General features: G+C 68.1%; 24 protein-coding genes. 13 read left to right on the forward strand and 11 right to left on the reverse strand.

The genetic code is table 11. The annotated features are described in order from the left end of the window. Nucleotides 1-3: 3 nt before the first annotated feature. The 5 genes from ACM9LZ_RS07130 (at nucleotide 4) to ACM9LZ_RS07150 (ending at nucleotide 6159) form a co-directional block, all read left to right on the forward strand. Nucleotides 4-420, forward strand: coding sequence for a helix-turn-helix domain-containing protein (locus ACM9LZ_RS07130; protein WP_416618663.1), 417 nt, complete (start codon nucleotides 4-6; stop codon nucleotides 418-420). Beyond that, nucleotides 417-1580 (forward strand): hypothetical protein, encoded by a 1164-nt coding sequence (locus ACM9LZ_RS07135; RefSeq protein ID WP_416618664.1) that lies wholly within the window; start codon nucleotides 417-419, stop codon nucleotides 1578-1580. Before ACM9LZ_RS07130 ends, ACM9LZ_RS07135 begins: the two co-directional genes overlap by 4 nt. 4 nt (nucleotides 1581-1584) lie before the next feature. Further along, nucleotides 1585-2949 carry a CAP domain-containing protein gene (locus ACM9LZ_RS07140; RefSeq protein ID WP_416618665.1) on the forward strand — a complete coding sequence of 455 codons (1365 nt, stop codon included), beginning with the start codon at nucleotides 1585-1587 and terminating at the stop codon, nucleotides 2947-2949. A gap of 172 nt (nucleotides 2950-3121) precedes the next feature. Then, entirely contained in the window at nucleotides 3122-4639 is a 1518-nt protein-coding gene (locus ACM9LZ_RS07145) for a tetratricopeptide repeat protein (protein ID WP_416618666.1), read from the forward strand. After that, nucleotides 4639-6159: a mannose-1-phosphate guanylyltransferase/mannose-6-phosphate isomerase gene (locus tag ACM9LZ_RS07150; protein ID WP_416618667.1), complete on the forward strand. Its 1521-nt coding sequence runs from the start codon at nucleotides 4639-4641 to the stop codon at nucleotides 6157-6159. The genes ACM9LZ_RS07145 and ACM9LZ_RS07150 overlap by 1 nt, the downstream gene beginning before the upstream one ends. 51 nt (nucleotides 6160-6210) lie before the next feature. Here ACM9LZ_RS07150 and ACM9LZ_RS07155 read toward each other — a convergent pair whose 3' ends face one another. Together ACM9LZ_RS07155 and bla are read right to left on the reverse strand one after the other, a co-directional pair. Continuing rightward, complete coding sequence (locus tag ACM9LZ_RS07155; RefSeq protein ID WP_416618668.1) at nucleotides 6211-7359, reverse strand: GGDEF domain-containing protein; 1149 nt, start codon at nucleotides 7357-7359, stop codon at nucleotides 6211-6213. Nucleotides 7360-7496: 137 nt separating this feature from the next. Further along, nucleotides 7497-8393: a class A beta-lactamase gene (bla, locus tag ACM9LZ_RS07160; RefSeq protein WP_416618669.1), complete on the reverse strand. Its 897-nt coding sequence runs from the start codon at nucleotides 8391-8393 to the stop codon at nucleotides 7497-7499. A gap of 543 nt (nucleotides 8394-8936) precedes the next feature. On the opposite strand from bla, the gene ACM9LZ_RS07165 reads away from it, so the two are divergent. Both ACM9LZ_RS07165 and ACM9LZ_RS07170 read left to right on the forward strand, forming a co-directional pair. Further along, entirely contained in the window at nucleotides 8937-9110 is a 174-nt protein-coding gene (locus ACM9LZ_RS07165) for a hypothetical protein (protein ID WP_416618670.1), read from the forward strand. Nucleotides 9111-9259: 149 nt separating this feature from the next. Beyond that, nucleotides 9260-9664, forward strand: a complete 405-nt coding sequence (locus tag ACM9LZ_RS07170) for a MarR family winged helix-turn-helix transcriptional regulator (protein WP_416618671.1) — start codon at nucleotides 9260-9262, stop codon at nucleotides 9662-9664. Between the two features lie 33 nt (nucleotides 9665-9697). Here ACM9LZ_RS07170 and ACM9LZ_RS07175 read toward each other — a convergent pair whose 3' ends face one another. The 3 genes from ACM9LZ_RS07175 to ACM9LZ_RS07185 are packed head-to-tail and all read right to left on the reverse strand — an operon-like array spanning nucleotide 9698 to nucleotide 13123. After that, on the reverse strand, nucleotides 9698-10372 hold the full coding sequence (locus tag ACM9LZ_RS07175; protein WP_416618672.1) for a TetR/AcrR family transcriptional regulator: 675 nt from the start codon (nucleotides 10370-10372) through the stop codon (nucleotides 9698-9700). Nucleotides 10373-10388: 16 nt separating this feature from the next. After that, the gene (locus tag ACM9LZ_RS07180; protein ID WP_416618673.1) at nucleotides 10389-12032 is read right to left on the reverse strand and encodes a DHA2 family efflux MFS transporter permease subunit; all 1644 of its coding nucleotides are present in this window, start codon (nucleotides 12030-12032) and stop codon (nucleotides 10389-10391) included. Continuing rightward, nucleotides 12029-13123, reverse strand: coding sequence for an HlyD family secretion protein (locus ACM9LZ_RS07185; protein ID WP_416618674.1), 1095 nt, complete (start codon nucleotides 13121-13123; stop codon nucleotides 12029-12031). The genes ACM9LZ_RS07180 and ACM9LZ_RS07185 overlap by 4 nt, the downstream gene beginning before the upstream one ends. Nucleotides 13124-13400: 277 nt before the next feature. Between ACM9LZ_RS07185 and ACM9LZ_RS07190 the strand changes: the two genes are divergently transcribed. Then, nucleotides 13401-13826, forward strand: coding sequence for a hypothetical protein (locus ACM9LZ_RS07190; RefSeq protein WP_416618675.1), 426 nt, complete (start codon nucleotides 13401-13403; stop codon nucleotides 13824-13826). 26 nt (nucleotides 13827-13852) lie between these two features. Here ACM9LZ_RS07190 and ACM9LZ_RS07195 read toward each other — a convergent pair whose 3' ends face one another. After that, nucleotides 13853-17098, reverse strand: a complete 3246-nt coding sequence (locus tag ACM9LZ_RS07195; RefSeq protein WP_416618676.1) for a diguanylate cyclase — start codon at nucleotides 17096-17098, stop codon at nucleotides 13853-13855. A 160-nt stretch (nucleotides 17099-17258) separates the two neighbouring features. On the opposite strand from ACM9LZ_RS07195, the gene ACM9LZ_RS07200 reads away from it, so the two are divergent. Both ACM9LZ_RS07200 and ACM9LZ_RS07205 read left to right on the forward strand, forming a co-directional pair. Continuing rightward, nucleotides 17259-18092: a metallophosphoesterase family protein gene (locus ACM9LZ_RS07200; protein WP_416618677.1), complete on the forward strand. Its 834-nt coding sequence runs from the start codon at nucleotides 17259-17261 to the stop codon at nucleotides 18090-18092. A gap of 81 nt (nucleotides 18093-18173) precedes the next feature. After that, nucleotides 18174-19643: a calcium-binding protein gene (locus tag ACM9LZ_RS07205; protein WP_416618678.1), complete on the forward strand. Its 1470-nt coding sequence runs from the start codon at nucleotides 18174-18176 to the stop codon at nucleotides 19641-19643. Nucleotides 19644-19668: 25 nt separating this feature from the next. Here ACM9LZ_RS07205 and ACM9LZ_RS07210 read toward each other — a convergent pair whose 3' ends face one another. The 5 genes from ACM9LZ_RS07210 to ACM9LZ_RS07230 all read right to left on the reverse strand — a co-directional run bounded on the left by ACM9LZ_RS07210 (nucleotide 19669) and on the right by ACM9LZ_RS07230 (nucleotide 23896). Beyond that, a complete protein-coding gene (locus ACM9LZ_RS07210; RefSeq protein WP_416618679.1) occupies nucleotides 19669-21273 on the reverse strand; it encodes a DEAD/DEAH box helicase in 1605 nt (534 codons plus the stop codon). A 252-nt stretch (nucleotides 21274-21525) separates the two neighbouring features. Beyond that, nucleotides 21526-22020 carry a YbaK/EbsC family protein gene (locus ACM9LZ_RS07215; protein WP_416618680.1) on the reverse strand — a complete coding sequence of 165 codons (495 nt, stop codon included), beginning with the start codon at nucleotides 22018-22020 and terminating at the stop codon, nucleotides 21526-21528. A 22-nt stretch (nucleotides 22021-22042) separates the two neighbouring features. Then, entirely contained in the window at nucleotides 22043-22849 is an 807-nt protein-coding gene (gene proC, locus ACM9LZ_RS07220) for a pyrroline-5-carboxylate reductase (protein WP_416618681.1), read from the reverse strand. A 71-nt stretch (nucleotides 22850-22920) separates the two neighbouring features. Continuing rightward, nucleotides 22921-23424, reverse strand: a complete 504-nt coding sequence (locus ACM9LZ_RS07225; protein WP_416618682.1) for a type III secretion system chaperone family protein — start codon at nucleotides 23422-23424, stop codon at nucleotides 22921-22923. A 211-nt stretch (nucleotides 23425-23635) separates the two neighbouring features. Further along, a complete protein-coding gene (locus ACM9LZ_RS07230) occupies nucleotides 23636-23896 on the reverse strand; it encodes an accessory factor UbiK family protein (RefSeq protein WP_416618683.1) in 261 nt (86 codons plus the stop codon). Between the two features lie 160 nt (nucleotides 23897-24056). Here ACM9LZ_RS07230 and lgt point away from each other — a divergent pair, with 160 nt between their 5' ends. Genes lgt through pgeF form a run of 3 tightly spaced genes read left to right on the forward strand, consistent with a single transcriptional unit; the run spans nucleotide 24057 to nucleotide 26820 of the window. Beyond that, nucleotides 24057-24884 (forward strand): prolipoprotein diacylglyceryl transferase, encoded by an 828-nt coding sequence (gene lgt / locus ACM9LZ_RS07235; RefSeq protein ID WP_416618684.1) that lies wholly within the window; start codon nucleotides 24057-24059, stop codon nucleotides 24882-24884. After that, nucleotides 24881-26059: a class I SAM-dependent methyltransferase gene (locus ACM9LZ_RS07240; RefSeq protein WP_416618685.1), complete on the forward strand. Its 1179-nt coding sequence runs from the start codon at nucleotides 24881-24883 to the stop codon at nucleotides 26057-26059. Before lgt ends, ACM9LZ_RS07240 begins: the two co-directional genes overlap by 4 nt. After that, entirely contained in the window at nucleotides 26056-26820 is a 765-nt protein-coding gene (pgeF, locus tag ACM9LZ_RS07245; RefSeq protein ID WP_416618686.1) for a peptidoglycan editing factor PgeF, read from the forward strand. Before ACM9LZ_RS07240 ends, pgeF begins: the two co-directional genes overlap by 4 nt. Nucleotides 26821-26935 lie beyond the last annotated feature (115 nt).

Genomic DNA, 26935 nt, shown 5'->3' on the forward strand with positions numbered 1-26935 from the left:
GCCATGGGCGAGATCGTCTCCCTCCAGTTCGCGGCATCCAAGGCCGGCCATGGCGATATGGCCGAGGCCGGGGCGCGCGAGCGGCTGGCCGCCGTGCGGGAGCGCCGAACGGCCTGGGGGCAGGCAATGCGCCGGCGGCGGGTGGAGCATGGCTTCACCACCAGGCGCCTGGCGGAGACGATCGGCGTCACCACACCGACATTGATCAGCGCCGTGGAGGCCGGCCGCGGCCGGGTGCCACAGGGGGCGCTGGCCGGATGGGCGACGGCCCTGGGCATGGACCCGTCGCATTTCGCCGCCGGTTATCTGGCCGCCTATGAACCGGATGCCTTCGCCGCGCTGCGCTCCCTGCTGCCGGACGACCAGTCGGGCCGGGACGGGGCGGCGGTCGAGGCCAGCGAAGACAGGGGGCCGGCATGAGCGCGTCGGCCGAGATATTCCGCTTCCCCGGCCGCGGCCAGGACAATGGCAATCCCGGTGGCAATTCGGGAGCCTGGTCCAACCAGGACCTCGCCGATATCTATCGCTGCATCGATCAGTTCGCCCGTCACGGCCTGATCGTGGAGGCGGCATCGGGCATGTCGGACGAGCGGGAACCCTGGTTCGCGATCGAGGATGTGGCCAGCGGCGACGCCCTGCTGCATATCGCGCGGATCGACGGCTTCTTCGTGGTGCATGTGCTGGACGGGGAGAACTGGTCGGGCGAAACGCTGCGCCACGCCCTGTCACAGATCAATATCGGCAGCCTGCAGGCCCTGGCCGGGATTGATACGACGGCCGGAACGGGTCAGGACGCGCCCGATGCCGGCGATACGGACCGCGATGGCAGCCACGCCTTCCTGCGCATCGTCAGCGCCGTCATGGCGGTGCTGAGCGCCGATGTGATCGCCGGTGCCATCAGCCAGGATGCCGTGGCGGCCCCGCCCGCAATGCCGGAGGCGCGGGAAGGTGACGACGCGGCTGGAACCGGCATGGACCTGCTGGATCTGGCCTCTCCTTCCGACGCCCCCTCCGTCACGCATCAGGACCGGCATGCGGTTGCGGCAATGGACGATGATGGCGTATCGCCGACATTGATGACCGCCCTTACCGGTCCCGCCGTCACCAAGCCGGAGGACCATCCGGCCCCGGCGCCCGATCAAGAGGATCGGGGGACCCTGGCGCCTATACCAATGCCCGCCGCCATCGCGGTGGATGCGGCGGAACCGGCAGCAACGGCCATGGCGGAAACCCCGGCCATCACGGACGATGGCAATCTGATCTTCACATACGGGACGGAGCGGGTGCAGGTCGCCCACGGCACGGACGTGTCCTTCACGGGCATCGACGGCAAGGAAGACCTGTTCCTGATCATCCTGGACAGGCAGGACACGGACCTGACCGCGAAATTGGGGAATTTCGAGGAAGGGAAAGATAGTTTGGTGATCGAAAAGGCCCATGACCACGGCACGTCCAGCGCCATCGTCACGGACCTGGGGGCGTTGGTTGCCAATGGTAGTGCGAACATGACCATCATTGGACAGGCCACGGTGGAGATCGACTTGTCGACCGCCGCACACCTGCTGGTCACCGGAGGCTGAGACGATGAGTTTGGCAGCGCAGACGACCCTCTATGCCGGCAGCAACACCCTGTCGGTCGACGAGTTGAACCTCTACCACGCCATCAATGACCTGCGCGTGGCCGGCGGGCTCGCCGCCCTGAAGCCGTCCTATGATCTGACGGTGATCGCGGGCCAGCATGCGGCGGATTTCGACATCAATGTCGGCTATGACAACTGGGCCGTGGCGGAGGTGGCGGCGCGTCCCGTGCCGACCCTGCACCACTGGAGCGACGGGCAGTCCTTTGTCAGTGGCGTGCTGGCCATCGGCCGCGACCTGGCGCTGACCCTGCCGCAGAGCCTGGCGGAAAATGCCGATGGCGTGCTGGCCGGCGAACAGCAATCCAACGTGCTGGCCGACTGGATGGCCAATCCCGGCGCCAGCGCCAATATTCTGTCATCCCGCTGGGACACGATGGGCGTCGGCATCCATGGCGACATGGTCTATGTCACGTTCGGCAATTACGCCGGGGCCACCGATACAACATCTGTCGTCTCCATCACCGGCACGGCAGGCGGCGACACGATCCGCGGCACGGGCTGGGCCGACACGATCAGGGGGCTGGGCGGCAACGACGTGTTCATCGCTCCGGGTGACGGGGACCGGGTGGACGGGGGCACCGGGCTGGACCGGCTGGTCCTGTCCGGCACGGCTGACAGTTACAGCATCACCCGCGTGACGGAAGATGACGGCACCTGGGCGCTGATCACAGGGGCGGAGGGACAGATCCGCATCCAGAATGTGGAATATGTGCAATTCGCCGACGGCATGATCGATAGCGGAAGCTGGGGGGAGTACCTGACCAGCGTGCGGTTCGACGCCGATTTCTATGCCCGCAGCAATCCCGACGTGGCCCATGCCGTCGCCATCGGCGCGCTGGACAGCATGGAGACCCATTTCTGGTCCTATGGCAAGCATGAGGGGCGCGACCCCGCCGCCTTCTTCGATACAAGCTATTATCTGGCGCAATATCCCGACATCGCCCAGGCATTGGAAGCCGGCGTCCTGAACAGCGCTTTCGAGCATTACATCCTGTTCGGCCAGTTCGAGGGACGCAACCCCAACGCCCTGTTCGACAGCGAAAGCTATCTGGCCCTGAACCCCGATGTGGCGGTGGCGGTCGATGCCGGCTATGTCGGTTCGGCCATCGATCATTATCTCAGCTTCGGCCGGTACGAGGGCAGGCTGGCCACCGACGCCTTCAACGAGGCATTCTATCTGACCCACAATCCGGACGTTGCGGCGGCGGTGGCCGTCGGCGCCTTTGACAGCGGCCTGACCCATTACCGGCTGCTGGGACAGTTGGAAGGCCGGGAGCCGTTCGACCTGTCCGGCCTGCTGCCCGCCTGACCGCAGCCTGCCAAGCCCCCCTTTTCTCCCGATAGCGCCGGGCGGAGCCTGCAGGGCTTCTCCGGTGCCGGCGGCCTACGCCCATCGAACCCCTGTTCATCGCGATTCCAAGCCGTTATCGTGCCTGGGCCGGGATCAAGGGCCGGCATCGCCGGGGAAGGACGATAAGAACATGACCGATATCAGCATTGGCGTTGACGGCAGCCCCGCGGACCGGGGCCGGATGGCATTGGATGCCGGCAGTTACGCCGACGCGGTCCCCCTGCTGAGGGAAGCCATCCTGGACGATCCCGGCGACGCCACCTTGCGCGCCGACCTGGGGGTGGCGCTGGAGAATATGGAGGATTACGACGGTGCCGCGCAGGCCTATGCCGCCGCCGCCGCGCTGGAACCGGAGAATCCCATCTATCACTTCAACCAGGGGGCCGTGGCCCAGGCCCAGGGCCGCGGCCACGATGCCGCGAACCATTACCTGGACACGCTGGAACGCGAACCCATGTTCGCGGAGGCCTATTACAATCTTGGCACCCTGTTCTATGAGGCCGGGCATCCGGAAATCGCGGCGGAGCATTATGCCAACGCCCTGAAGGCCCGGCCGCATTATGCGGAAGCGGCCAGCAATCTGGGGCTGACACTGCGCCGGCTGGACCGCATGGACGAGGCGATCGACCATTTTCGCCTGGCGCTGCGCCTGCGTCCCGATCTGGCCACGGCCCATTCCAACCTGGGCCTGACCCTGTCGGAGGCGGGCCAGTATGACGAGGCACTGGCCTGCTTCGCCCAGGCTTTGTCGATGGAGCCGAACAGTTCGTCCCTGCATATCAACATCTCGCTGGCCTGGCGCGGCGTCGGCCGGCTGGACATGGCGGCCGACGCCGCGCTGAAAGCGTTGCGTCTGGCGCCGGAAAGCGCGCCGGCCCAGGTGGAGCTGGGATCGGTGGCCGCGGGCCTGCATCGCACGGGCGACCGCGCGGCCCTGGACGCGCTGCTGTCCGAATGGCGGGCCATTGTCGGCCAGTCGGCCCAGCTCGACCATGTGACGGCCGCGGTCGGCGGTGCGCCCGTGCCGCCGCGGGCCAGTGACGCCTTCGTGTCACAGACCTTCGATGCGTCGGCCCGTCGCTTCGACGAGATGATCGGGGCCCTGGGCTATGCCGTTCCGGCCGCCATCGGGGCCGCCCTGCTGAACCATGCCGGGCCGGGTGCTGCCGATCGCGACATCCTGGATGTCGGCTGCGGCACCGGCCTGCTGGCACCGCATCTGGCTGCCCATGCGCGCGCACTGACAGGTGTGGACCTGTCCTTTTCCATGCTCCAGCTTGCCGCGCGGCGCGGCGGCTACACCGACCTGGAGCAGGCGGAGATCGGGGCCTATCTGATCGCGCGGCCCCGCAGTTTCGACATCATCACGGCCGGCGATGTCTTCTGCTATTTCGGTGATCTGGGCGGGGTTTTCCGCTCCGCGGCCGCCAGCCTGCGCCCCGGCGGCCTGCTGCTGGCCACGGTGGAGGCTGCGACGGGCCAAGCCTATACCCTGCATGAGGGCGGGCGCTATGCCCATGATCCGGCCTACCTGCAGGAATGTCTGACGGGTGCCGGGCTGGATGTGTTGGAACTGTCCCCGCTCGTCCTGCGTTATGAAGCAGGCCAGCCCGTCGAAGGCGTGCTGATCGCCGCCCGCCATCCCTGATGCCGCCGGCCGGCCCGCACGTCGCGGGCCGCACCCTGGCGGGATCGTTCCGGTTCCGTATCGACCCCCGCGTGCAGCCCATGACCAACCTCACCCCCTCTTCCGCCATCATTCCCGTGCTGTTGTCCGGCGGGTCCGGTTCGCGGCTATGGCCCGTATCGCGGGAACGGTTTCCCAAGCAGTTGCTGAACCTGTGCGGCGAACGCACGATGATCCAGGAGACGGCGTTACGGGTGGGGGGCGACCATGGCTTCGCCGACCCGATCGTCATCTGCAACCAGGAACACCGCTTCGCCATCGCAGAGCAGTTGCAGACGGTGGGCATCCGCCCGACGCATCTGGTGTTGGAGCCGTTCGGCCGTAACACGGCACCGGCGGCGGCCGTGGCCGCGCGTCTGGCGGCCCAGCGCGACCCGGCGGCACTGGTGCTGCTGCTGCCGGCCGATCATGCCATCCTGTCGCCGGAGGCCTTCCGCGCCGCCATCGCCACGGGGGCCAGGGCGGCGGCCGATGGCCGGCTGGTGACCTTCGGCATCCAGCCGACCAGCCCCGAAACCGGCTATGGCTATATCGAGAAGGGAGACGGGCTGCCGGGGGCCGAGGGCGCCTTCGCCGTGCGCCAATTCGCGGAAAAGCCGGCCCTGGCCGTGGCCCGGACCTATCTGGAAGGCGGTCGGCACCTGTGGAACAGCGGCATGTTCCTGTTCCGTGCCGATCGTTTCGTTACCGAACTGGAACGCCACGCGCCAGAGGCGCTGGCCGCCGCCGACGCCGCCATTGCAGCGGCGCGGGTGGATCTGGACTTCCTGCGCCTGGATCCGGATGCCTTCGCCAAGGCCCCCAACATCTCCATCGATTTCGCGGTCATGGAGAAGACAGACAGCGCCGCCGTCGTCCCCTGCGATATCGGCTGGACCGATGTCGGCGCCTGGAGTGCGCTGTGGGAGATCGCGGGCAAGGACCAGATCGGCAATGCCGTGCTGGGCGACGCCATTCTGGTCGACGCCCACAGCAATCTTGTCCGCAGCGAAGTGGGGCTGACGGCGCTGGTCGGCGTCAAGGATCTGGTCGTCGTGGTAACCGACGACGCCGTGCTGGTGGCCGACCGCAACCGGGTGCAGGACGTGAAAACAGTCGTCGACAGGCTGAAGGCCGATGGACGGACGGAACGGCTGGACCATCGCCGCACCTACCGGCCCTGGGGCTATTCGCATCTTGTCCATACGGGGCCGGGGTTCGAGGTGCGGCGCCTGACGGTGCGCCCCGGCCACAAGATTTCCCTCCAGCGCCATGAACACCGGGCCGAGCATTGGGTCGTCGTGCAGGGCGAGGCCAAGGTGACGCTGGGGGACACCGTGCGCACCGTCCATGTCAATGAAAGCGTGTTCATCCCCGCCGGCCAGCCGCACCGGCTGGAAAATGACGGCGCGGTCGATCTCTGCCTGGTGGAGGTGCAGACCGGTGATCCGCGCGGACAGGACGATGTGATCCGGATCGAGGACCATTACGACCGTCCCTGACCCCGCATTTCCCCCGCCTTCACCCGCGGGGGCGGCCCCCGCCACCCGACATCACGCCAGGCCGATGGCCATCTGGCGGGCCGCCTCCGCCCCGGTCAGGACGCGCACGCGGTTGCGTCCCAACCCCTTGGCGACATAAAGCGCGGCGTCGGCACGGGCGGTCAGGTCGGTCAGCGACCGGTCGGACGGGACCAGCATGGTGACCCCGATGCTGGCGGTGAAGGAGGGCAGGCCCAACCCGCCGCCATCGGCTTCCAGCATGGCCCGCAGCTTTTCCGCCACCAGCAGTGCCCCCGCCTCGCCCGCACCTGGCAGGATGATGGTGAATTCCCCACCGCCCGTGCGGCCGATAAGATCGCCCTGCCGCAGGGAGGCCTGGATCAGTTCGGCCGTGCGCACCAGCACGCCATCGCCGACCGCATGGCCGAACCGTTCGTTGATGGATTTGAAATGATCCAGATCGACCAGCAGGCAGGACAGTTCCGTCCCTTCCCGCCGGGCCCGGATCAGCGCCGTTTCCCCGAAATCCATCAGGTGGCGGCGGTTGGCCAGCCCCGTCAGCGTGTCGCGCAGGGCCATGTCGAGCAGCCGGCCGGAATAAAGCCGCATGCGCACCAGCATGGGGCGGAAGATGAACAGCGCCTCCACCAGCAACGTGGTCAGCAGAATGGCCAGCACGATGCGCTGGGCCTGGCGGAGCCATTCGATGCGGGCGTTCGCCTCCTGCTCCAGCAGGGTGACGGCGCGATCCAGTGCCTGGGGCAGGCTGTTGCGGGCCGCCTCGTGGAACCGGGCATAGGCCAGCGGTTCCCCCGTCCGCAGGAAATCGCGGGCTTCATCCAGAAAGGCGCGCACGGCCGGGTCCAGCGGGGCCGGCCCTTCGAAATAATGCGCGGACAGCGCCGGGGACGGTGTCTGGTCGATGCCCAGGTCGCCGCCCTTCACCAGCGCGTCCTGTGACCGGGCCATCAGGTCGATGGCGGCAGCCAGCGGCTGGCGGGCCGTGGCGTCCCCGGCCTGCAGGTCCGTGCCCAGCAGGGCGATGCGCTGCGACAGCATGCGCTGGCGGCCGGCGACATTGATGATGGTGGCGGCATCGCGCTGCCGGGCGATGACATGGTCCAGCAACAGATGCACCCCGCCCGACAGCAGAGTGATCAGCGTCAATGCCACCAGATAGCCGGCCATGAGCCGGGACAAGACATGCCGATCCGCCGTCAAGGGCACCTCCCGTACCGACCGAAACCGCCCTTCCCCTGTCTACGCCCGCGCCGCACGCCGGCAAACTGTGCAATCGCATAGGTGGTGGCCTGAGACCGCAGCACCCCGGCCCCGCGTCAGCCCCCGTGCCGCCGGGCAATCAGGGCGCCCAGCTCGGCGAAGGCGGCATTGCGCCCTTCCGCCCCCGCCGCGGGGTTCCAGTAATAGCCGGTGACCAGCAGCGGCCCGCCGGCCGGTGGCCACAGGATGGCGATGTCGTTGGACCCTTTGTCGCCGCCCCCCGTCTTGTCACCCACGCGCCAGCCGCCCGGCATGCCCGCCCGCAACCGCTTGCCGCCCGTGCGGTTGTCGATCAGCCAGGCCGTCAGTTGCCCTCGCGCCGCCGGCGACAGCGCATCACCGAACAGCAGCGTGCGCATCAGGTCCAGCATGGCATCGGGCGTGGTCGTGTCGCGCTGTTCACCGGGGGGCACATCGTTGGCCGTGGGTTCGGTCCGGTCGCTGCGCGTCACCTTGTCGCCCAGCCCGCGCAGAAAGTCCGTCAGCGCCGGCGGCCCGCCGCTGGCAGCCAGCAGCAGGTTGGCCGCCGTGTTGTCGGACTGGATCATCTGCGCCTCGCACAGGTCGCGCACGCTCATCCCGCCCTTGTCGACCTGCGGCGCCGTCACGGGCGACCAGGAAACCAGATCCGCCTTGCCATAGGGGATGATGCGCGCCGCCTGCTCCAGCCCCCGGTCGATGCGCCACAGGATGAAGGCCGTCAGCGGGAACTTGAACGTGCTGTAGGAAGCGAACCGCTCCCCCCCGCGCCAGGCGACGCGGTCGCCCGTGGCCAGGTCCAGCACGGCCACGCCCAGTCGGCCACCCCGCGCCCGCTCGATGGCGGCAATATCCGCCTTCATACCGGCGATCCCCACCCCATCACGCCCGGCCGCCATCGCCACAGGCGCAGCGGTCAGGGTCAGCAGCGAAAGAAATGCCGTATTTCCAATGAATTGACGCCTCGTGACCATCGTCATCCTCCATGTCTGCCCCCAGACGCTAGCCAAGCTTCCGGCCCCGGACAAACGGGGTTAAATCGCGTTGGACATTAGGAAAACTAATGATCGGGGCGCTGTCGCAGCGGCTTAACGGCAACTGTCGCCCTGTCTCCACCTTCCGGTGGCGTTTGCGCCATAAGGCCGGAGCCGCCCTGTCCCGCCTTTTGTGCATGTTGACGGATCATATCCGATATCGGATTGTTCTGGGCAGCCAACCAACCCATCGGTGATGCCATGTCCACTCTGCTGGCCCGTCTGGGCCGTTTCCTGGGGCCGCGCCCGGCCCCCTATCCCGACCTGCCTGCGGCCATCCTGCGGGAGATAGACGCCGAGGGCCGTCATTTCACGGAGGCCGCGTCCCTGTACGGGCGGCGGCCTTTTTCGTTCCGAATTCATCCGATATCGGAACTGACGGAATACAGGGACAGATTGTTCCTTGCAACCTTCCCGCCCTTCGGCGATAAATCCCTTTGAGCCCTTTTCTGCAACCCCGTAACCCCAAGAGGAGAGATCTCCATGGATAATCTGTTCCCCCACACCGGCAGCGACGGCGGCGTGACGCGCCGTTGCACCGGGCTTTTTGCAAGCGCACGACAAATCCCCCTCAACCAACAAACGATTTTCCGAACAATCGAGGGCTGTGATGAGCTTCTTTGTATCCTTGGGCAGGGGTCCCAAATTATTCGTTGAACTGGCGCACTGGGCCGACCGGGGTGCCGATGGGTCGCGTGGCTGCGAAATGCGCCGCGAGAATGGCGAAACCCTGATCTGGCTTGGTCGTCTCCATCTGATCTATACGCCGGGCCGTTGGCGTCCGGTGGCCAGGGGACCTACCATTGATGGCCGTCACCACGATGCCTACCAATCCAGGGACAAGCGGATGGCATCCTGAAACGCTGGACCCGCTGGTCCGCGTTCTGGAAGCCCTGCGGACGCTGGACCCCGACCTGCCCATCCAGTATGCGCTGTCGTTCCTGACGATTGCGCAGAATGAGGGGCTGTCGATCCGCGACCTGTCCGAACGCCTGGGCATTGCCCAATCCTCGGCCTCGCGCAATGTGGCGGCCCTGTCGAAGTGGCACAGCTTCGGCAAGGCCGGCCACGACCTTGTGCAGGCCGAGGAGGACCCGCGCGAGCGCCGCCGCAAGATCATCACCCTGACCGACAGGGGACGGGAACTGGCCGTGCAGCTTTCCGGCCTGATCCAGCCGCCGCAGCGCCCCGGACTGCGCCGCAGCGCCTGACCGCAGGTTACGGCCGTGCCCTCGCGTGCCGGGTCACATCCGTGCGCTCGGCGTGTGGGCCGCCAGGAACACCCGCACGGCCGCGGCCACGCGCGCGGCCTTCTGATCATCCGTCAGGGCCGGCTGTACGCCCAGCAGGCCGCGCAACTGCACATGCCCGTTGAGCAGGCCATAGAATTGTTCGGCGGCCAGCAGCGGGTCGGGCACGTCCAGCCGCCCGGCATCATGCTGGCGCCGCAGATAGGCGGCGATCCGTTCCAGTGAGACCAGCGGCCCTGTCTGGTAGAAATGCCCGGCCAGCCCCGTGCCCGCCCCCGCCGACAGGATGACGCGCAGCAGGCAGTGGAATTGCCCGTCGGCCATCAGTTCCAGGAAACGGTGGCCCAGCGCCGTCAGCACGTCGGGCACGGGCCGCGCCGGATCGGCCATGGTCACCGGCTCGGTCATGCGTTCGGCCCGGCGGATGACCATGGCGTCGAACAGCCGGTCCTTGGCGCTGAAATGCTTGTAGATGGTCTGTTTCGACACGCCCGCCAGTTCCGCCACCCGGTCCATGGAGGCGGTATAGCCCTCCTCGGCGAAGATGCGCTCCGCCGCCAGCAGGATGGCGTCGCGCTTGGCGGGGTCCATGGGGCGGCCGGCGCCGCGCCGGCGCGGCATGCCCGCCGTCCTTGCCTGATCCGTCCTGTCCACCATGCCGTCCGGCATCCCGTCCCCCTCCCGATCAATGCGCATCCGCCACGGGGCCGCCGCGCAGGACGGGCCGCTTGACGAAGGGCAGGGTCAGAAGACCCGCCGTGAACAAAACCCCCATGGCCAGGAACAGGTCGGAGAAGGTCATCACCGTGGCCTGCTGCTGGATGGTGGCGGCCAGCACGGGCAGGGCCGCGGTGGCGCTGTCGCCCCCCGTTCCCGCTGCCACGCGATCGCCGACCGACGCCATCCAGTCCTGAACGACGGGCCGCGTCGGGTCGATCCAGTCATAAAGCACACGGCCATGCAGGGCCATACGCTCTGTGATCAGCGTATTGATGCCGGCCAGCCCGAAGGCGCCACCCAGATTGCGCATCAGGTTGAACAGGCCCGATGCGTTGGGCACCTGCTCGGGCGGCAATGTTCCCATGGCCAGCGAGGTGATGGGAATGATGCAGAACATCAGCCCCGCCCCGCGCAGCATCTGCGGCACCAGCAACTGGTCGAACTGCCAGTCGGCCGTGACGGGCACGGAGATGTAGAAACTGATGGCCAGCAGCCCGAAACCGATGGCCAGCACCTTGCGCACATCCATCCGGCTGGACAGCATGCCCGCCAGGGGGGACGAAAGGAACTGGCACAGGCCCGTGATCACCATGGTGGCACCGATCTGCTGCGCGTTCAGCCCCCGCACCTGTCCCAGGTAAAGCGGCAGCATATAGACCGAGCCATAGAGCCCGATGCCGATCACGAAGCCGTAGATCGATCCCATGGCGAAATTGCCGTTGCGCAGCGTGCGCAAATCCACGATGGGCTTGGCATAGGTGAACATGCGCCACAGAAAGGCAGCCCCGGCGACCAGCGCCAGCAGGGCGAAATTGCGGATGGTCTCGTCCTGAAACCATTGTTCACGCGCACCTTCCTCGATCACGTAATCCAGGCTGCCCAGAAACAGCGCCATCAGCACGATGCCCGGAATATCGATGCCTTTCAGAAGCGATGGGTTCGGCTTGTCGATATCGATGCATTTCCAGACGATGCTGGCCACCAGCAGCCCCGGCACCAGGTTGATCAGGAACAGCCAGTGCCAGGAGAATTGTTCGGTCAGATAGCCGCCCAGCGTCGGGCCCACCGTGGGCCCCAGCGTGGCCACCAGGCCGATCACCACCGTGACCGGCGCCCGGCGCGCCGGCGGGAAGGCCGTGAAACTGGTGGCAAAGACGGTGGGGATCATGCCGCCGCCGACAAAGCCCTGCAGGGTGCGCCACAGCACCAGTTCCTCCAGGCTCGTCGATTGTGCGCACATGAAGCTCATCAGCGTGAAGCCCAGGGCCGACCCCGTGAACAGCACGCGCGTCGACAAAAGCCGGGTCAGATAACCCGACAGGGGGATCATCACCACTTCGGCGATCAGATAGGATGTCTGGACCCAGACGATCTCGTCGGCGCTGGCCGCGACGCCGGCCTGAATCTGGCGCAGGCTGCTGGCCACGATCTGGATGTCCAGGATGGCCATGAACATGCCGAACACCATGGCCACGAACCCCACCAGCGTGCGCCGCGACAGGCCCGCCGTGATGGGGGGAGGCGGCGACGGCGGCGCCGCACCGTCGGCCTCTCCCGCCGCCGCATCGGCGAGCATTCCCGGCACCGCCTGGGCGGCAGGGCCGGTCATGGCCGGACCGCCAGTTGGGCGCCACGGTCGCTGCGGTCGGACCGGGCGATGCCGATCAGGTCGCGTCCCTCCTGCCGGGTATCGACACGGGCTTCCACCGACAGGCCGGGCCGCAGACGGCCGGCCAGCGGGCCGTCATGCGGCAGGGCGATGCGCACGGGCACACGCTGCACGATCTTGGTGAAATTGCCCGTGGCGTTTTCCGGTGGCAGCAGGCTGAATTGCGCGCCCGATGCGGGTGACAGGCTTTCGATCCGCCCTTCCACCACCTGGCCCGGATAGGCATCGATGGTCAGTTCCACAGGCTGGCCGACACGCAGGCGCCCGATCTGGGTTTCCTTGAAATTGGCCAGGACATAGGCGTCCTGTACGGGCACCAGCGCCATGAGCTGGGCGCCGGCCCGCACGAACTGCCCGACACGGGCGCCGTTGCTGCCGATCACGCCGGCCATGGGCGCGCGGATGACCGTCTTGTCCAGATCGCTTTCGGCCAGCGCCAGGGCGGCCGCTGCCTCCGCAAGGGCGGCTTCTGCCTGCGTCCGCTCGGTCGACAGGACGCCAAGCTGGTCACGCTCGGCCACAAGGGCGGCCTGGGCCCGGCTCAGCGCGGCACTGGCCTTCTGGGAGTCCGCCTGCGTCGTGGCCAGTTTCTGCTGGCTGGCAAATTCCCGGCCGGCCAGGGTGGCATAGCGCTGGGCATCGGCCCCGGCGCGGCGCTGCTCGGCCTGGGCGGCGGCGACATTGGCCTGCGCCTGACGGATCAGCGCATCCTCCAGCGCCAGCCGGCTATCGATATTGGCGATGGCGGCCTGAGCGGCGGCCTGCCGGGCCCGCGCCTGATCCACCTTGGCCGCCAGGTCGCCATCGTCCAGGCGCACCAGCACCTCTCCCGCCGCCACCATCTGGTGTTCCACCACCTCCACGGCGGCGACATGCCCCTCCACCCGCGGGCTGATCATGGTGATGTCGGCCTCGACATAGGCATTGTCGGTGCTTTCCGTGAAACGCGCCACCGACCACCAGTGCCAGCCGCCATAGATGCCGGCCAGCAATAACGGGGCGGCGATGGCCAGGGCGATCTTCCGGTTCATGGGGGGTCCATTCTAAATTATGATACTGGACAGTCCAGTTTTGTTGCAGACTGCACCCTGTCCACCTGTCGGTCAATCCCATTAATGGACTACGCAGTTCATGAATTGCCGCCCCAGCCATGCCCGGTCCGCATGGACCTTGGGGAATAAGGTCCGCATGGACCTGGGGGGAATAAGGTCCGCATGGACCTGAACCCATGGATATAGACGGCCGCTTGCCATGGACCGGTTGGAAACGGTTTACTCTCTCCCGGTTCGATGGCCGGGGGGCGGGGCGATGCGGCAGGCAATGATGGACAGGCGGCTTCTGCTGCGGGGCGCGGGCAGCCTGCTGGCCACCGCCCTGCTGCCCGTGGCGGCCCTGGCGGAAGGGGCTGGTGCCGACGATCCCAAGCTGCGGTTCATCGAATTGCCGCCCCTGATGCTGCCGGGACGGGAGCGCTACAGCTTCATCCGCCTGACCATGCGGCTGGTGGTCCGGCGCTCTCCCAAACTGCCGGCGGAATCGGCGCTGGCCACGGCCTACCGGCCACGCATCATCGGTCTTCTGACCGAGCAATTGCCCGAAGATGCAAACCTGACACGCAACGCAACACCGGACGATCTGGTCGCCGTGAAGCAGCATGTGCGCACGCTGGCCAACGATATCATCGGTCAGCCGGTGATCGAGGATGTGCTGATCATGAGTTTCCTGACCGGCTGACCGGTCGGCCCTCCCGATGGGACCGGCTATCCGGCGACCACGGGACGGCTTGCCGCCGGGGGGCGGCCATTGGGCTGGACCAGCACAACACGGTTGCGTCCGCCCTGCTTGGCACGATAGAGCGCGGCGTCGGCCCGGCCGATCAGATGCGCCAGATCCTCGTCAATGCCATCATACTGGGCGCCGCCTATGCTGGCCGTCACCGTGAAGATATGCCCCTCGTGGCGCACAGGCGCCGACCCGATCGCCTGGCGGATGCGCTCGGCCACCTGTTGCGCCTCGTCCATCGCGGTTTCCGGCAGCAATACGGCCAGTTCCTCCCCGCCATAACGGGCGCTCAGGTCCGTGGTGCGCACGGCCCCCACCACCTTCTGCGCCGCCTGACGCAAGGCGGCATCGCCGGCATTGTGACCATGCGTGTCGTTCACCTGCTTGAAATGGTCCAGGTCGATCAGCAACAGGCTGAACGGCCGGTCATAGCGCCGGGCGCGGTCGATCTCGGCACGGGCTGCCTCCTCGAACCGGCGGCGGTTCAGCAGGCCGGTCAGCCCGTCATAGCTGGCCAGACGCTCCAGCTCCTCATTGGCGTCGACCAGGTCCTGCGTGCGCTGCGCCACCAGCCGTTCCAGCCAGCGCCGCTGCCGGCGCAGCGCGGCCGTGCGCGCTTGCACGACCAGCGCCAGGATGCCCAGCACCGCCAGCACGGCCCCCACCCGGGCCCAGCCGGTCTGGTACCAGGCGGGCAGCACCGTGACGGGCAGGACCCGTGTGGCGTCGCCCCAGATCCCTTCCTTGTTGGTGGCCCGCAGACGCAGGGAATAGCTGCCCGGCGGCAGGTTGGTATAGGTGGCCGTGCGGCTCAGCGCATCCACCTCCACCCAGCCCTTGTCGAACCCTTCCAGATTATAGCTGTAGCGCAGGCTGCCCGGCCCGGCATAATCCAGCGCCGCGAAGGCGACGGTCAGGGTCTGTGTCCCCGGTGGCAGGGTCAGGCCCGGTGCGGCCATGCCGGCATTGCGGAACTTGGGCGATGTCAGGGGCATGAGCGGGCCGGCCGGCGTGGGCGGAAGGTTCAGCGCCGCGGACGGCACCGGCTCGTTGTCGATCTTCACCTCCGTCAGGACCAGCGGCGGCTGGTAGTCCCAGCGGCGCAGTGCCGTGGGCCTGACGACGGTCAGCCCCTCCCGCCCCCCGAACAGCAATTCGCCACCGGCCAGCCGGGCCGCCGATCCGATCCAGGTGCCGCGCACGCCCAATCCATCGTCCCAGCCGATGGTCGTCACGGCGCGGCTGTCCGGGTCGATGCGGGCCAGACCGTCCTCGGTATTGATCCAGACCTTGCCTTCGGCATCCAGCACCATGGCCTGGACGCTGTCGCCGGGCAGGCCCAGCCGGCGCCCGATGGTCATGAAACGGTAGCGCTCATCGGACAAAAGACTGTCCAGCACGCTGACACCACCGCCCAGCGTACCCACCCACAGCCTTCCCGACCGGTCATGCACCAGGCCCGTGATGTAATTATGCGCCAGCGAGGACCAGTCCCAGGTGCGGTTCTGCACGCGGCGGATATGGCCTGTTTCCGGGTCGATCAGGTGCAGGCCCCGATGGGTGCCCGCCCAGATGCGACCGTCCGGCGCATCGGCCAGCACCCGCACGCGGTCGTCGGCCAGCGTGGTGGCATCGTCGGGATCATGGCGAAACAGGGTGACGGCCCCCGTCGCGGGATTGAACCGGACCAGCCCCTCGGTGGCCAGCCACAATTCGTGCTGCCGGACCAGGATGGCATGGATAGGCTGGCCGGCCAGGGCGCCGGGCAGGTCCACGGCCCCGATCCGGCCCGTCCGCCGGTCATAGCGGGCCAGGCCAAGCTGCGTGCCGATCCAGACCTGCCCGCCCTCATCCTCGACCATGGCCAGCACGCTGGCGCGCGGCAGGCCGCCACCGGCGGGTGTGCCGGGCATCAGGTTGACGCGCCGGCCGGCCACCGGGTCGATGATATCGATGCCCCGCGTTTCGAACCCCAGCCATACCTTGCCGTCACGGGCGGCCATGACCGAGCGGACCTGCGGTTCGCTGGGGCTGTCACGATGTGCCGCCGACGCGAAGATCGACAGCACGCCCTTGTTGGACGGGTTGTGGATGTTCAGCCCGCTACCCCAGGTGGCCACCCAGATCAGCCCCGACCGGTCTCGCATCATCTCGCGGACGGCATCGCCGCTGATGGAAGCCAGGATGGCCGGATCATGGCGGATGGGGCGCATGGCGCCGCTTTCCACATCCAGTTCGACCAGCCCGCCGGGGTCCGTCGCCACCCAAAGCGTGTCACGCCCGCCCTGCTGGTCCCCCACATCCTCGATGGCGCGGATCTGCGGCCGGTCCATCAGGCGCCCGTCGGCGCGGGCCATGTCGAAGGAGCGCGCCACCCCGGTCTGCGGGTCGAACCCGACCAGGATGCCCGACCGCGACCCGATCCACACCCGCCCGCGACGATCCGCGAACAGCGCGGAGATGGCCGCCTCCGGCGGCAGGCTGGGCAGGGCCACCTGGCTGTGCGCCGGCACGAAATCGGTCTGCCCGGCCGGGCGCAGCACCAGCCCCCCGTCGGTTGCCACCCACAGCGTGCCGCGCGCATCGAACAGAATGTCATGGACGACATTGCCGGGCAGCCCGCCCTCGCGGCCGGACTGCATGCGGTAATTGGTGGCGGCACCCGTATCCCCGTCCAGCCGCGCCAGGCCTGAGCGCAGGGCCACCCAGAGATCGCCCTGCGCATCCTCCGCGAACCGGTAGGCCGTGGGATGGGCCAGGCCGCCCGGTCCGGCCGGATAGCGGGCAAATCCTTCCGTTTCCGGCACGAAGCGGGCGACGCCGCCATTGTTGGTACCCACCCACAGCCGGCCCCAGCGATCGACATGCAGCGCGTTGACATAACCGTCGGGCAGGGAGCTGGGGTCGCGCGAATCCGGTTGAAAGACCCGGAACCGGTACCCGTCGAACCGGGTCAGGCCGACCGGCGTGCCGACCCAGATGAAGCCGGCCCGGTCCTGGGCGATGGCGGTGATGATGTCGCTGGGCAGGCCGCTATTGCGGCCGATCCGCTCGAAAAGCACCTCTGCCAGATCGTCCCAATAGGCATGCTGGACGGGCTTTGTGCTATCCTGCGTGCTATCCTGCGCCGCTGCCGGCCGGAACAGCGGCAGGGACAGCATGAACAGGGCAAGCAGAAACAGGATCAGACCCCGCAGCCGATACCCGCAGGCCGTCACTGCCATCCCAGGCCAGTGGCTCGCCGTCAGCCGCAAATCCTACCCCCGCTTCATGACTTCAAGCGGCGACCATACCATTTCCGGATGCAATTCTCCATGCGGGACCGGACCGGTGAGCCCGTTGTCCCGACGGGCCGAATGACATTGATTTGACTTGGAAACACACATGCGGCTGCTGGCGATCAGCGATTTGCACTTGTCTGCCACCCCCAATCGTATGGCCTTGGACCGGCTGCCCGCCTGCCCCGACGACTGGCTGGTGCTGGCCGGTGACATCGCCGAACGGCCCGATGACCTGGCCCACGCCTTTGATACAATATCGAAACGATTTTCCCGCCTGATCTGGGTTCCCGGCAACCATGAGCTGTGGACCATTCCGGGACCGGAAGGACCATTACAGGGCCAACAAAAATACAACATCATGCGCGACGTGGCCCGCGCGCATGGCGTTCTGACGCCCGATGATCCTTACCCGGTCTGGACCGGGCCGGGCGGGCCGGTGCTGCTGGCGCCACTGTTTCTACTGTACGATTACAGTTTTCGCCCCGACCATGTGCCGGCGGAAAAGGTGCTGGATTGGGCTTGGGAACATCGGCTGCGCAGCGCGGACGAACGGCGCCTCTCGCCCGCGCCGCATGCCAGCCGCCAGGACTGGTGCGCCCATCTGGTCGAACAGGCCGCCGCCCGGCTGGAGCGCGAGCGGCCGCCGGGCATGCCCACCGTGCTGATCAATCATTTCCCGCTGCGCGCCGATCTGGTGACGCTGCGCCGCATCCCGCGCTTCAGCCCCTGGTGCGGCACGGTGGCGACCACCGACTGGCACCTGCGCTTCGGCGCCCTGGCCTGTATCCATGGGCATCTGCATGTCCCCGGCACACATTGGCGCGATGGTGTGCGGTTCGAGGAGGTTTCCCTGGGCTATCCGCGGCAATGGATGCCGCATGACCGGGGGCCGGAACGGGCCCTGCGCCAGATTCTGCCGGCCCCGCCCGTTTCGTGAAGGCAGCCGCGGATTGACATTTGTACGCCAGCAGAAAACCTGTCAGAAACATACCGTTGGTTGCATAGGGATGGGGCGTGCATGGCCAATCTTTTCACGGTGTCGATCAGCAATCCCTTGAACCTGATCCCTGATCTCGTGCCATTGATCCGGCAGGGCACGGAATTCGCGCTGGCCACATTGGCACGCTATCTCGACTGGAACGGCAGCATGGATGTGGAGGTGCGCATCCGCGCCGCCACGGACCCCCAGCATCCCTATCCCCATATCGATGGCATCCTGCCGGCCTATCCCGCCGTCACCTTCGACGGCACGGGCCAGGGCAACCTGGCAACCCTGCAGGAGGCGGCGACCGGCATCGATGCCAACGGGATCGCCGCCGACGCCGCCTTCACGATCTTCCTGGGTGCCGATGGCACGATGCGCAATTACGGGTTTCCCGTCTGGCTGGACCCCTCGCCGCAGCATGGCGTGACGCCGGACCTGCCGGCCGGACATCATGACTACGCCTCGATCGCGCTGCACGAGTTGATGCACACTTTCGGCTTCTATTACTGGCCGGCCGCCCGCACGGAATTCGTGCGCCAGACGGAAACCATCGACGGCGTGACCTATTTCATGGGCGAGAATGTGAAGGCGCTGCTGGGGCCGCGCGGCCTGCCGCTGGCGGCCGGCAACACCGATCATTACGGCAACAGCACCATCGACTACCAGCCCGTCACACGCGGCATCATGTACCAGTTCGGCTTTTACGAGCAGAACCGCTGGGAACTGGGGCGGCTTGACCTGGCCGTGCTGAAGGATCTGGGCTGGACGGTCAAGACCATGGAGGGTCTGGCCCTGGTCGATCTGGACGACCGGATGCCCTGGGTCATCGGTACCGACCGGTCTGAGCGGCTTTACGGTGATTTCCACGACAACAGGCTGGAAGGCGGGGCCGGCAACGACACGCTTTATGGCGGGGCCGGCAATGACACGCTGATCGGCGGCGACGGCATCGACGTGGCCCTGTTCACCGGCGGTGTCTTCATCCGCGGGGCGGACGGTACCATCAGTGTGACAGGCCCCGACGGCACCGACCGCGTGGAAGGGGTGGAGGTGCTGATTCTGGACGGCCTCACCTTCTTCACCAGCCCGGCCGGCCGGCCATTGGCCGGCGCCCCGGTGGACGAGGCCATGTATCTGGCCGCCAATCCCGACGTGGCCGCCGCCGTGGCCGCCGGTGCCCTTCCCGACGGCGCCACCCACTGGCACAGTTGGGGACGCCTGGAAGGCAGGGCGCCCAACCTGCTGTTCGATGCCGGCTATTATGCCGGGCGCAATGCCGACCTGCAGGCTGCCTTCGGCAATGACAGCGCGCAACTGCTGAACCACTGGCTGGTCATGGGCATCCATGAGGGGCGGCGCGGCTCCGCCTTCTTCGATCCCGCAGCCTACCTGGCACTGAACCCCGATGTCGCGGCGGCCGGCGTCAATCCCATGGCGCATTACCTGGCCTACGGCATCATGGAAGGCCGCGCCATCGGTGCCGATATGGACTGGTTCGCCTGAAACCCGGCCTTGCGGCCGGGCCGCGTCACCCGCGGGCGGGACGGCGCAGGAAGTCGGGCGTCCAGTCGCCACCGCCATCCGGGGACGACGACGGCGACGACTTGCCACCGGCCGCGGACCGGGCGTTCGCCGGACGCGCGCTGGCAGAACGGGAAGGCCGGTTGTCCTGCCCCTGCGGGCCGGCGCCGCCGGGCTGCGAGCCGGGGCGCTTGCCCGATTGCGGCTGGCCGGCGGGGCGGGACGGGCGGCCCGCCGCTTCCCCCTGCTTCGCCTGGGGACGGGACGGCTGGCCCTGTTGCGGCTTGGCCTTGGGCGGACGGGATGGCTGTCCGGCGCGCGCAGGCGCGGCCGGGCGGCCCGTCTCCTCCCCGGCGGCCCGGGCTGCCTCGGGCTTGCGGCCTTCACGCCGGGGCGGGCGCCCCTCCTGCGGCTTGGGCTGCTTCTTGCGCGGCTGCGGCTGGGCCGGCCGCTCGGGCTTCAGTTGCGGCAGCACGGCGGCGGCCTCCGGCGCCATTGCGTGGCGCGGAATGGCCTGGCGCGTCACCTTCTCGATCGCCTTCAGCAGCGGCCGGTCGGCGGGGCAGACCAGCGACACGGCCGTGCCCGCGCGTCCCGCACGCCCCGTCCGTCCGATACGGTGGACATAGGCGTCGGGCACTTCCGGCAGGTCGAAATTGAAGACATGGGTGATCAGGTCCACATCGATGCCACGCGCCGCGATATCGGTGGCCACCAGCGCCTTGGTCTGGCCGGCGCGGAAGGCGTCCAGCGCCCGCTCCCGCGCGTTCTGCGACTTGTTGGCGTGATAGGCGTCGGCCCCGATGCCGGCCCCGGCCAATTGCGCCGCCAGTCGGTTGGCGCCATGCTTGGTGCGGGTGAAGATGATGGCCGTCTCCACGGCCGGATCGGACAGCAGCTTGACCAGCGTCGGCGCCTTCTGCCCCATTTCCAGATGGATGACGGACTGGTCGATCCGTTCCACGGTGGTGGCGGGCGGCGTCACCTCCACCCGCACATGATCGCGCAGCAGCCCTTCGGCCAGGCTGGAGACCTGATCAGGCATGGTGGCGGAGAAGAACATCGTCTGGCGCTGCTTCGGCAGCTTGGCGACAAGCTTCTTCACGGCCGGGAAGAAGCCCATGTCCAGCATGCGGTCGGCCTCGTCCAGGATGAACAGTTCCACCGCGTCCAGCCGGCACTTGCCCTGGTCCATCAGATCGATCAGCCGGCCCGGCGTGGCGATCAGGATGTCGATGCCGGCGGCCAGCGCCTTGATCTGGGGGTTCAGCGAAACGCCGCCATGAACCACGGCCGTGGCGAAGGAAAGCTGGATGCCCAGCAGGTCGAACACGCCGCCGACCTGCAAGGCCAGTTCGCGCGTGGGCAGCACCACCAGGGCACGCGGATGGCCGGGCCGGGCGCGGCGCGGCGCGCTGGCCAGCGCCTGCAGCACGGGCAACGCGAAGGCCGCCGTCTTGCCCGTGCCCGTCTGGGCCAGACCCAGCACGTCGCGTCCTTCCAGCGCGGCGGGCAGGGCCGCCGCCTGGATGGGGGTGGGCTTCACATAGCCTGCGGCCGTCAGGCCCGCAAAAAGGGAGGGAATGAGACCGAAGGAAGAGAAATCTTGCATGGAAGTAAGGACATCCTGGAACACAAACCGGACACATCCCGGCCGCCGGCCGTGCGGCATGCGCGGCCGGGCATCAGCACCGCCGGAACGGCGGTGGCCCCGACAGGGGGGCGACAGGTTCCAGAAAGCGACTGACCTTGCCCAGAATGCAGCGCCAGGCCACCCCAGAACAAGCGGCGAAGCCGGGGGGCTGGGGTGCGCCGGGAACGCGAGAAGGCGGGCGCACAGGGACGCTCCGCCGCCTTGCCGCGATCACACCACGTCGCCCACCACGCCGCCCACCAGGCGGGCCAGCGTGTCCGGCGCGATGGGAAAGACCGCGTTGGGCGTGCCCGCGGCGGCCCAGACGGTGGTGAAGTTCAGCAGGTCGCGGTCGAACAGGGCGATGGGCGGCACGGCATGGCCGATGGGCGGCACGCCGCCGATGGCATAGCCCGATTTCTGCCGCACGAAATCGGCATCGGCCCTGGCCAGCCGTTCCCCGGCCATGGCGGGCCCCAGCAGGCGCGCCACCGTCGCCTCGTTCACGCGGTTGGTCCCAGCGGCCACCACCAGCACCGGGCGCCCCGTCTCCCGCGTGCGGAAGATGATGGATTTGGCGATCTGCGCCACCTCGCAACCGATGGCGGCCGCCGCCTCCGCGGACGTCCGGGTGGAGGCGGCGAATTCCAGCACATGGATGGGATGGCCCAGATCGTTCAACAGGTTCTGGATTTTCTGCGCACTCGGCCCGAGCGGTCCCACCATGTTCCTTGCGCCTTCCTTCGCGTCAGCCGGCCAGTTCGCGCGACCGGGCCGTGCCGGCGGCGATGGCGCGGGTCAGCAGGTTATGGAGGCCCCCCGGCCCCTCCTGCATCAGCACGTCCAGGGCGGCTTCCGTCGTGCCCTTGGGGCTGGTGACGTTGCGGCGGAGCTGTTCGGCCGACTCATGGCTCTGACGCAGCAATTCGCCCGATCCCGCCACCGTGGCACGGGCAAGCTGCATGGCCAGGTCGGCCGGCAGGCCCGCGGCCACGCCGCCGCGCGCCATGGCCTCCACCAGCAGGAAGACATAGGCAGGACCGCTGCCCGACAGGGCCGTCACGGCATCGATCTGCGCCTCATCATCGACCCAGGCCACCTCACCCACGGCCGACAGCAGAGTACGGGCCAACTGGCGCTGGTCTTCTCCCACCCGGGCGTTGGGCACCGCCGCGCTGATGCCGCGGCCCACCGCGGCCGGCGTATTCGGCATGGCCCGCACGATGGCGGCCTCCGGCCCCAGATGCCTTTCGAAATATTCGATCGGCTTGCCGGCGGCGATGGACAGGAACAGCGCGGAGCCGGCATAGCGGGCATAGGCCGGCAGTGCCTGGTCCATCATCTGCGGCTTCACGGCCAGGATCACGGCATCGGGCCGGAAGCCGGCCGGAATGGCCGCCGCGTCGGTCACCACCTGTACATCGGCCGGCAGGCCACGGGGCTGGCCGTGCGGTTCCACCACGACCATGGCCGCCGCCGCGCCCGCCGCCTTCCACCCGGCCAGCATGGCGCCGCCCATCTTGCCGCAACCGACCAACAGCAAATTCGCACTCATCCGGTGTTTCCCCCTGTTGCCGGGCGGGGGTGCGGAGGGTATCCCCTCGCGGCCCGTCCCCGCACGGTCGTTCAGGCCTCGCCCACCGTGTCCAGGATGGCGGCGGAAACGGCCTCGCTTGCCGATTTGCCGCCCCAGATCACGAACTGGAAGGCCGGATAGAAACGCTCGCATTCCGACAGCGCGATGTCCACCAGGTCTTCCAACTGTTCGGAACTGGCCGCGCGGGCACCCCGCAGCAGGGTGGTCTGGCGGAACATAGGGGTGCCCTGCTCCAGGCAGACATCGAAATGGCCCAGCCAGAGCTTGGGATTGATCTCGCCCAGCAATTCGCTGACCGATGCCTTGCGCCCGGCCGGCACTTTCATGTCGAACTGGCAGGAGAACTGCATGGCCGACACGTCCGTCTGCCACATGAAGAACAGGCGGTAGTCGCACCAGCGGCCACCGATCTCCACCACCATTTCCTCTTCGCTGACGCGGTCGAACGGCCATTCATTGGCCACGACCATCTCCTCCAGCATGTCCAGCGGATTATGGGTGGATCCCTGGATCTCGCTATTCAAGGCCGTCATGCCCTACCCCTTTCCCTCAAGCCCTGCCGGGATGCCGGTCTTCCCCCCGTGCATCACGGCGGGCCACAAATCGGGGTGAACCAGATATTGTGGCCCAGATGGCGATGAAGCTACCAGGATTACGGTGCCAGCGGGCTCACACCCGCGCAACCGGAAACCGGCGCCCCCGCCCGTCCTCCATTGTCGATCCGGCGCGACCGGAACCGGTGCGTCAGTCCGCCTTGGCCGCGGAAAGCCTGGCTTCCAGCGCGGCCAGCCGCTCCTCCAGCGCTTCCTGGCGGGCGCGAGCCTCCACGGCCACGGCCTTCATGGCCTCGAATTCTTCCCGGCTCACCACGTCCATCTGGGCCAGGATACGCTCGAACTGCTGGCGAATCTGCCCCTCGACCTCGCCGCGGATGCCGGACAGGGCGCCGGCGGCGCCGCTGGCCACACGGGCAAGGTCATCGAACAGCTTGTTTTCCACCTGCATGGCGGATCCCCTTTCCAAAAAGCGCCGCATTATGGGGACAGGCCCCGGCCCTGTCCATGGCGTTGGCGGCGGGTCGGACCCGCGCCTTGCCGCCATCGTCCCCTACCCCCTATATAGGGTGCGCACGTCCCCGCCGGGGATGGCCGTGACGGATTTTCGCATGCTTTTTGCCATCCCCTTCCCCGATCTGGACCCCGTGGCCCTCTCGCTGGGCCCCGTTTCCATCAAATGGTACGGCCTGGCCTATGCCGTGGGCATCGCGTTCGCGCTCTGGTACTGCGCCCGGCTGGCCCGCAACAGCGGCACGCGCCCCACGGTGGATGATCTGGGTGATTTCGTGGTCTGGGCGGCGGGCGGCATCCTGATCGGCGGGCGGCTCTTCTCCATCCTTTTCTACAATCTGGACGCCTATATCCGCGACCCGCTGGAGGTGTTCCGCGTCTGGCATGGCGGCATGTCCTTCCATGGCGGGCTGACGGGGGTGATCGTGGCCATCATCCTGTTCTCGCTGCGACGCGGCTTCTCGCCCTTCGCGCTGGGCGACCTCGTGGCCTGCGCGGCCCCCGTGGGCCTGCTTCTCGGCCGGCTGGCCAATTTCGTGAATGCCGAACTGTGGGGCCGGCCGGCCGATGTGCCCTGGGCCATGGTCTTTCCCACCGACCCCGCACAACTGCCCCGCCATCCCAGCCAGCTCTACCAGGCGGGGCTGGAGGGGGTGATCCTGTTCATCGCCCTGTTCATGCTGAGCCGCAGCCCCGCCATCCGCGCGCGCGCCGGCACGCTGTCGGGCTGCTTCCTGATCGGCTATGCCCTGGCCCGCATGACAGGCGAACTGTTCCGCCAGCCCGATGCGCAACTGGGCTTCCTGGCCTTCGGCACGACGATGGGCCAGCTTCTGTCCGTCCCCATGCTGCTGGCCGGCATCTGGATCGTGCTGAAAGCCCCCCTTGGCCGGCCCGTGCCCGCCCCACCGGCCGCGACGGCATGACGGCCCCGCTGGAAACGCTGCTGATCCGCCGCATCGCGCAGGCGGGACCCGTCGGCATCGCCGCCTTCATGGCCGAGGCATTGGGCCATCCCCGGCACGGCTATTACATCACCCGCGATCCGCTGGGGGTGGAGGGCGATTTCACGACGGCACCGGAGATTTCCCAGATGTTCGGGGAAATGCTGGGCGTCTGGCTGGCCGATGCCTGGATATGCCAGGGAAGGCCCAACCCCGTACATCTGGTGGAACCGGGGCCGGGGCGTGGCACGCTGATGGCCGACGCGCTGCGCGCCACGGCGCGGGTGCCGGGCTTCCATACCGCAATCCGGCTGCATCTGGTGGAAACCAGCCCCGTCCTTCGCCGCCGCCAGGCGGCCGCCCTGCCGGCCTTCGCCCCGCAATGGCATGACAATCTGGCCGACGTGCCGGAAGGCCCGCTGCTGCTTGTCGCCAATGAATTCTTCGACGCACTGCCCATCCGGCAGTTCATCCGCACCCCGGCAGGCTGGGCGGAACGCAAGGTAGGCCTGGACGCGGCCGGCCGGCTGGCCTTCACCGTCGATCCCGGCCCCGGCGGCGCGCTGCTGACGCCGCTGCACCAGATCCCGGGGATCCCGCCCGGCGCCATCGCCGAGACATGCCCCGCCGGCATGGCGCTGACGGCGGAGATCGGGCGGCGCCTGGCAACCCATGGCGGGGCGGCCCTGATCATCGATTACGGCTATGACGGGCCGGCCATCGGCGACACGCTGCAGGCGGTGCGGGCGCACCGGCCCGTTCCCGTGCTGGACGCGCCCGGCACGGCCGACCTGACGGCGCATGTGGATTTCACGGCCCTGGCGCGGGCCGCCGCCGATGCCGGGGCCACCTGCCATCCCGGCATCGGCCGCAGCGTGGGGCAGGGGGCGCTGCTGCGCGCTCTGGGGATCGAGGCGCGGGCCGCCACACTGGCCGCCCGAGTCACCCCGGCCCAGCAGGATGCGATCGGCGCGGCCCTGGACCGGCTGACGGGACCGGATGCCATGGGCAGACTGTTCCGCGCCATCGCCCTGACGGGGCCGGGAGCCCCGGTGCCCGCCGGCTTTGCCCCCGAACCGGAGACGGCATCGGAACCGGAACCGAAACCGGACCCGGGCCCGGGCCCGGAACCGAGGACGCAAGGAGCATCATCATGATCACGCTGGACCTTCTGGCCGCGCAGGACGGTCTGCGCCACGGCTTCTTCACCCGCGCCGACGGGGTTTCCGCGGGCATCCTGGCCGGCATGAATTGCGGCTATGGTTCCGACGATGACCCGGCCAACGTCACTGCCAACCGGGCGCGGGCCATGGCGCGGCTGGGCCTGCCGGCCGGCGCGCTGACCACGGTCCATCAGGTCCACAGCCCCGATGTGGTCACCGTGGAGGCCCCCTTCCCCCATGCCGGGGCGCCAAGGGCCGACGCGCTGGTCACCGACCGGCCCGGCATCGCGCTGGGCATCCTGACCGCAGACTGCGTGCCCGTGCTGTTCCACGATCCGCAGGCCCGCGTCATCGGGGCAGCCCATGCCGGCTGGAAAGGGGCGGTATCGGGCGTGCTGGAAGCGACGATCGATGCCATGACGGCGCTCGGCGCCGATCCCACCCGCATCCTGGCCGGCATCGGCCCCCATATCGGCCGCGACAGTTACGAGGTGGGGCCGGAATTCCGGGACCGCTTCCTGTCGCTGGACCCGGCCCATCACCGTTTGTTCCGGCCTTCGACCCGCGACGGCCATTGGATGTTCGATATCGGGGCCTATGTGGAAGGACGCCTGCGCACCGCGGGCGTGACGCAGGTGGCGGCGACGGGGCTGGACACGCTGGCGCGGGAAGACCTGTTCTACAGCTACCGCCGCGCCTGCCTGCGCAACGAACCCGACTATGGCCGCGGCCTGTCGGCCATCTGCATAACCTGACGGGGAGCCGGGCGACGATGTACTATCTCTGGCAGCTTCTGGCCTTCTTCATCCTGCTGGCCCTGCTGGCGACCTGCACGATGGTGTGACAATGGCAGGATGAGACGGGTGTGAC

Origin of the sequence: Niveispirillum fermenti, from assembly GCF_048066175.1 — a bacterium.
GTDB classification, from domain to species: Bacteria; Pseudomonadota; Alphaproteobacteria; order Azospirillales; family Azospirillaceae; genus Niveispirillum; species Niveispirillum fermenti.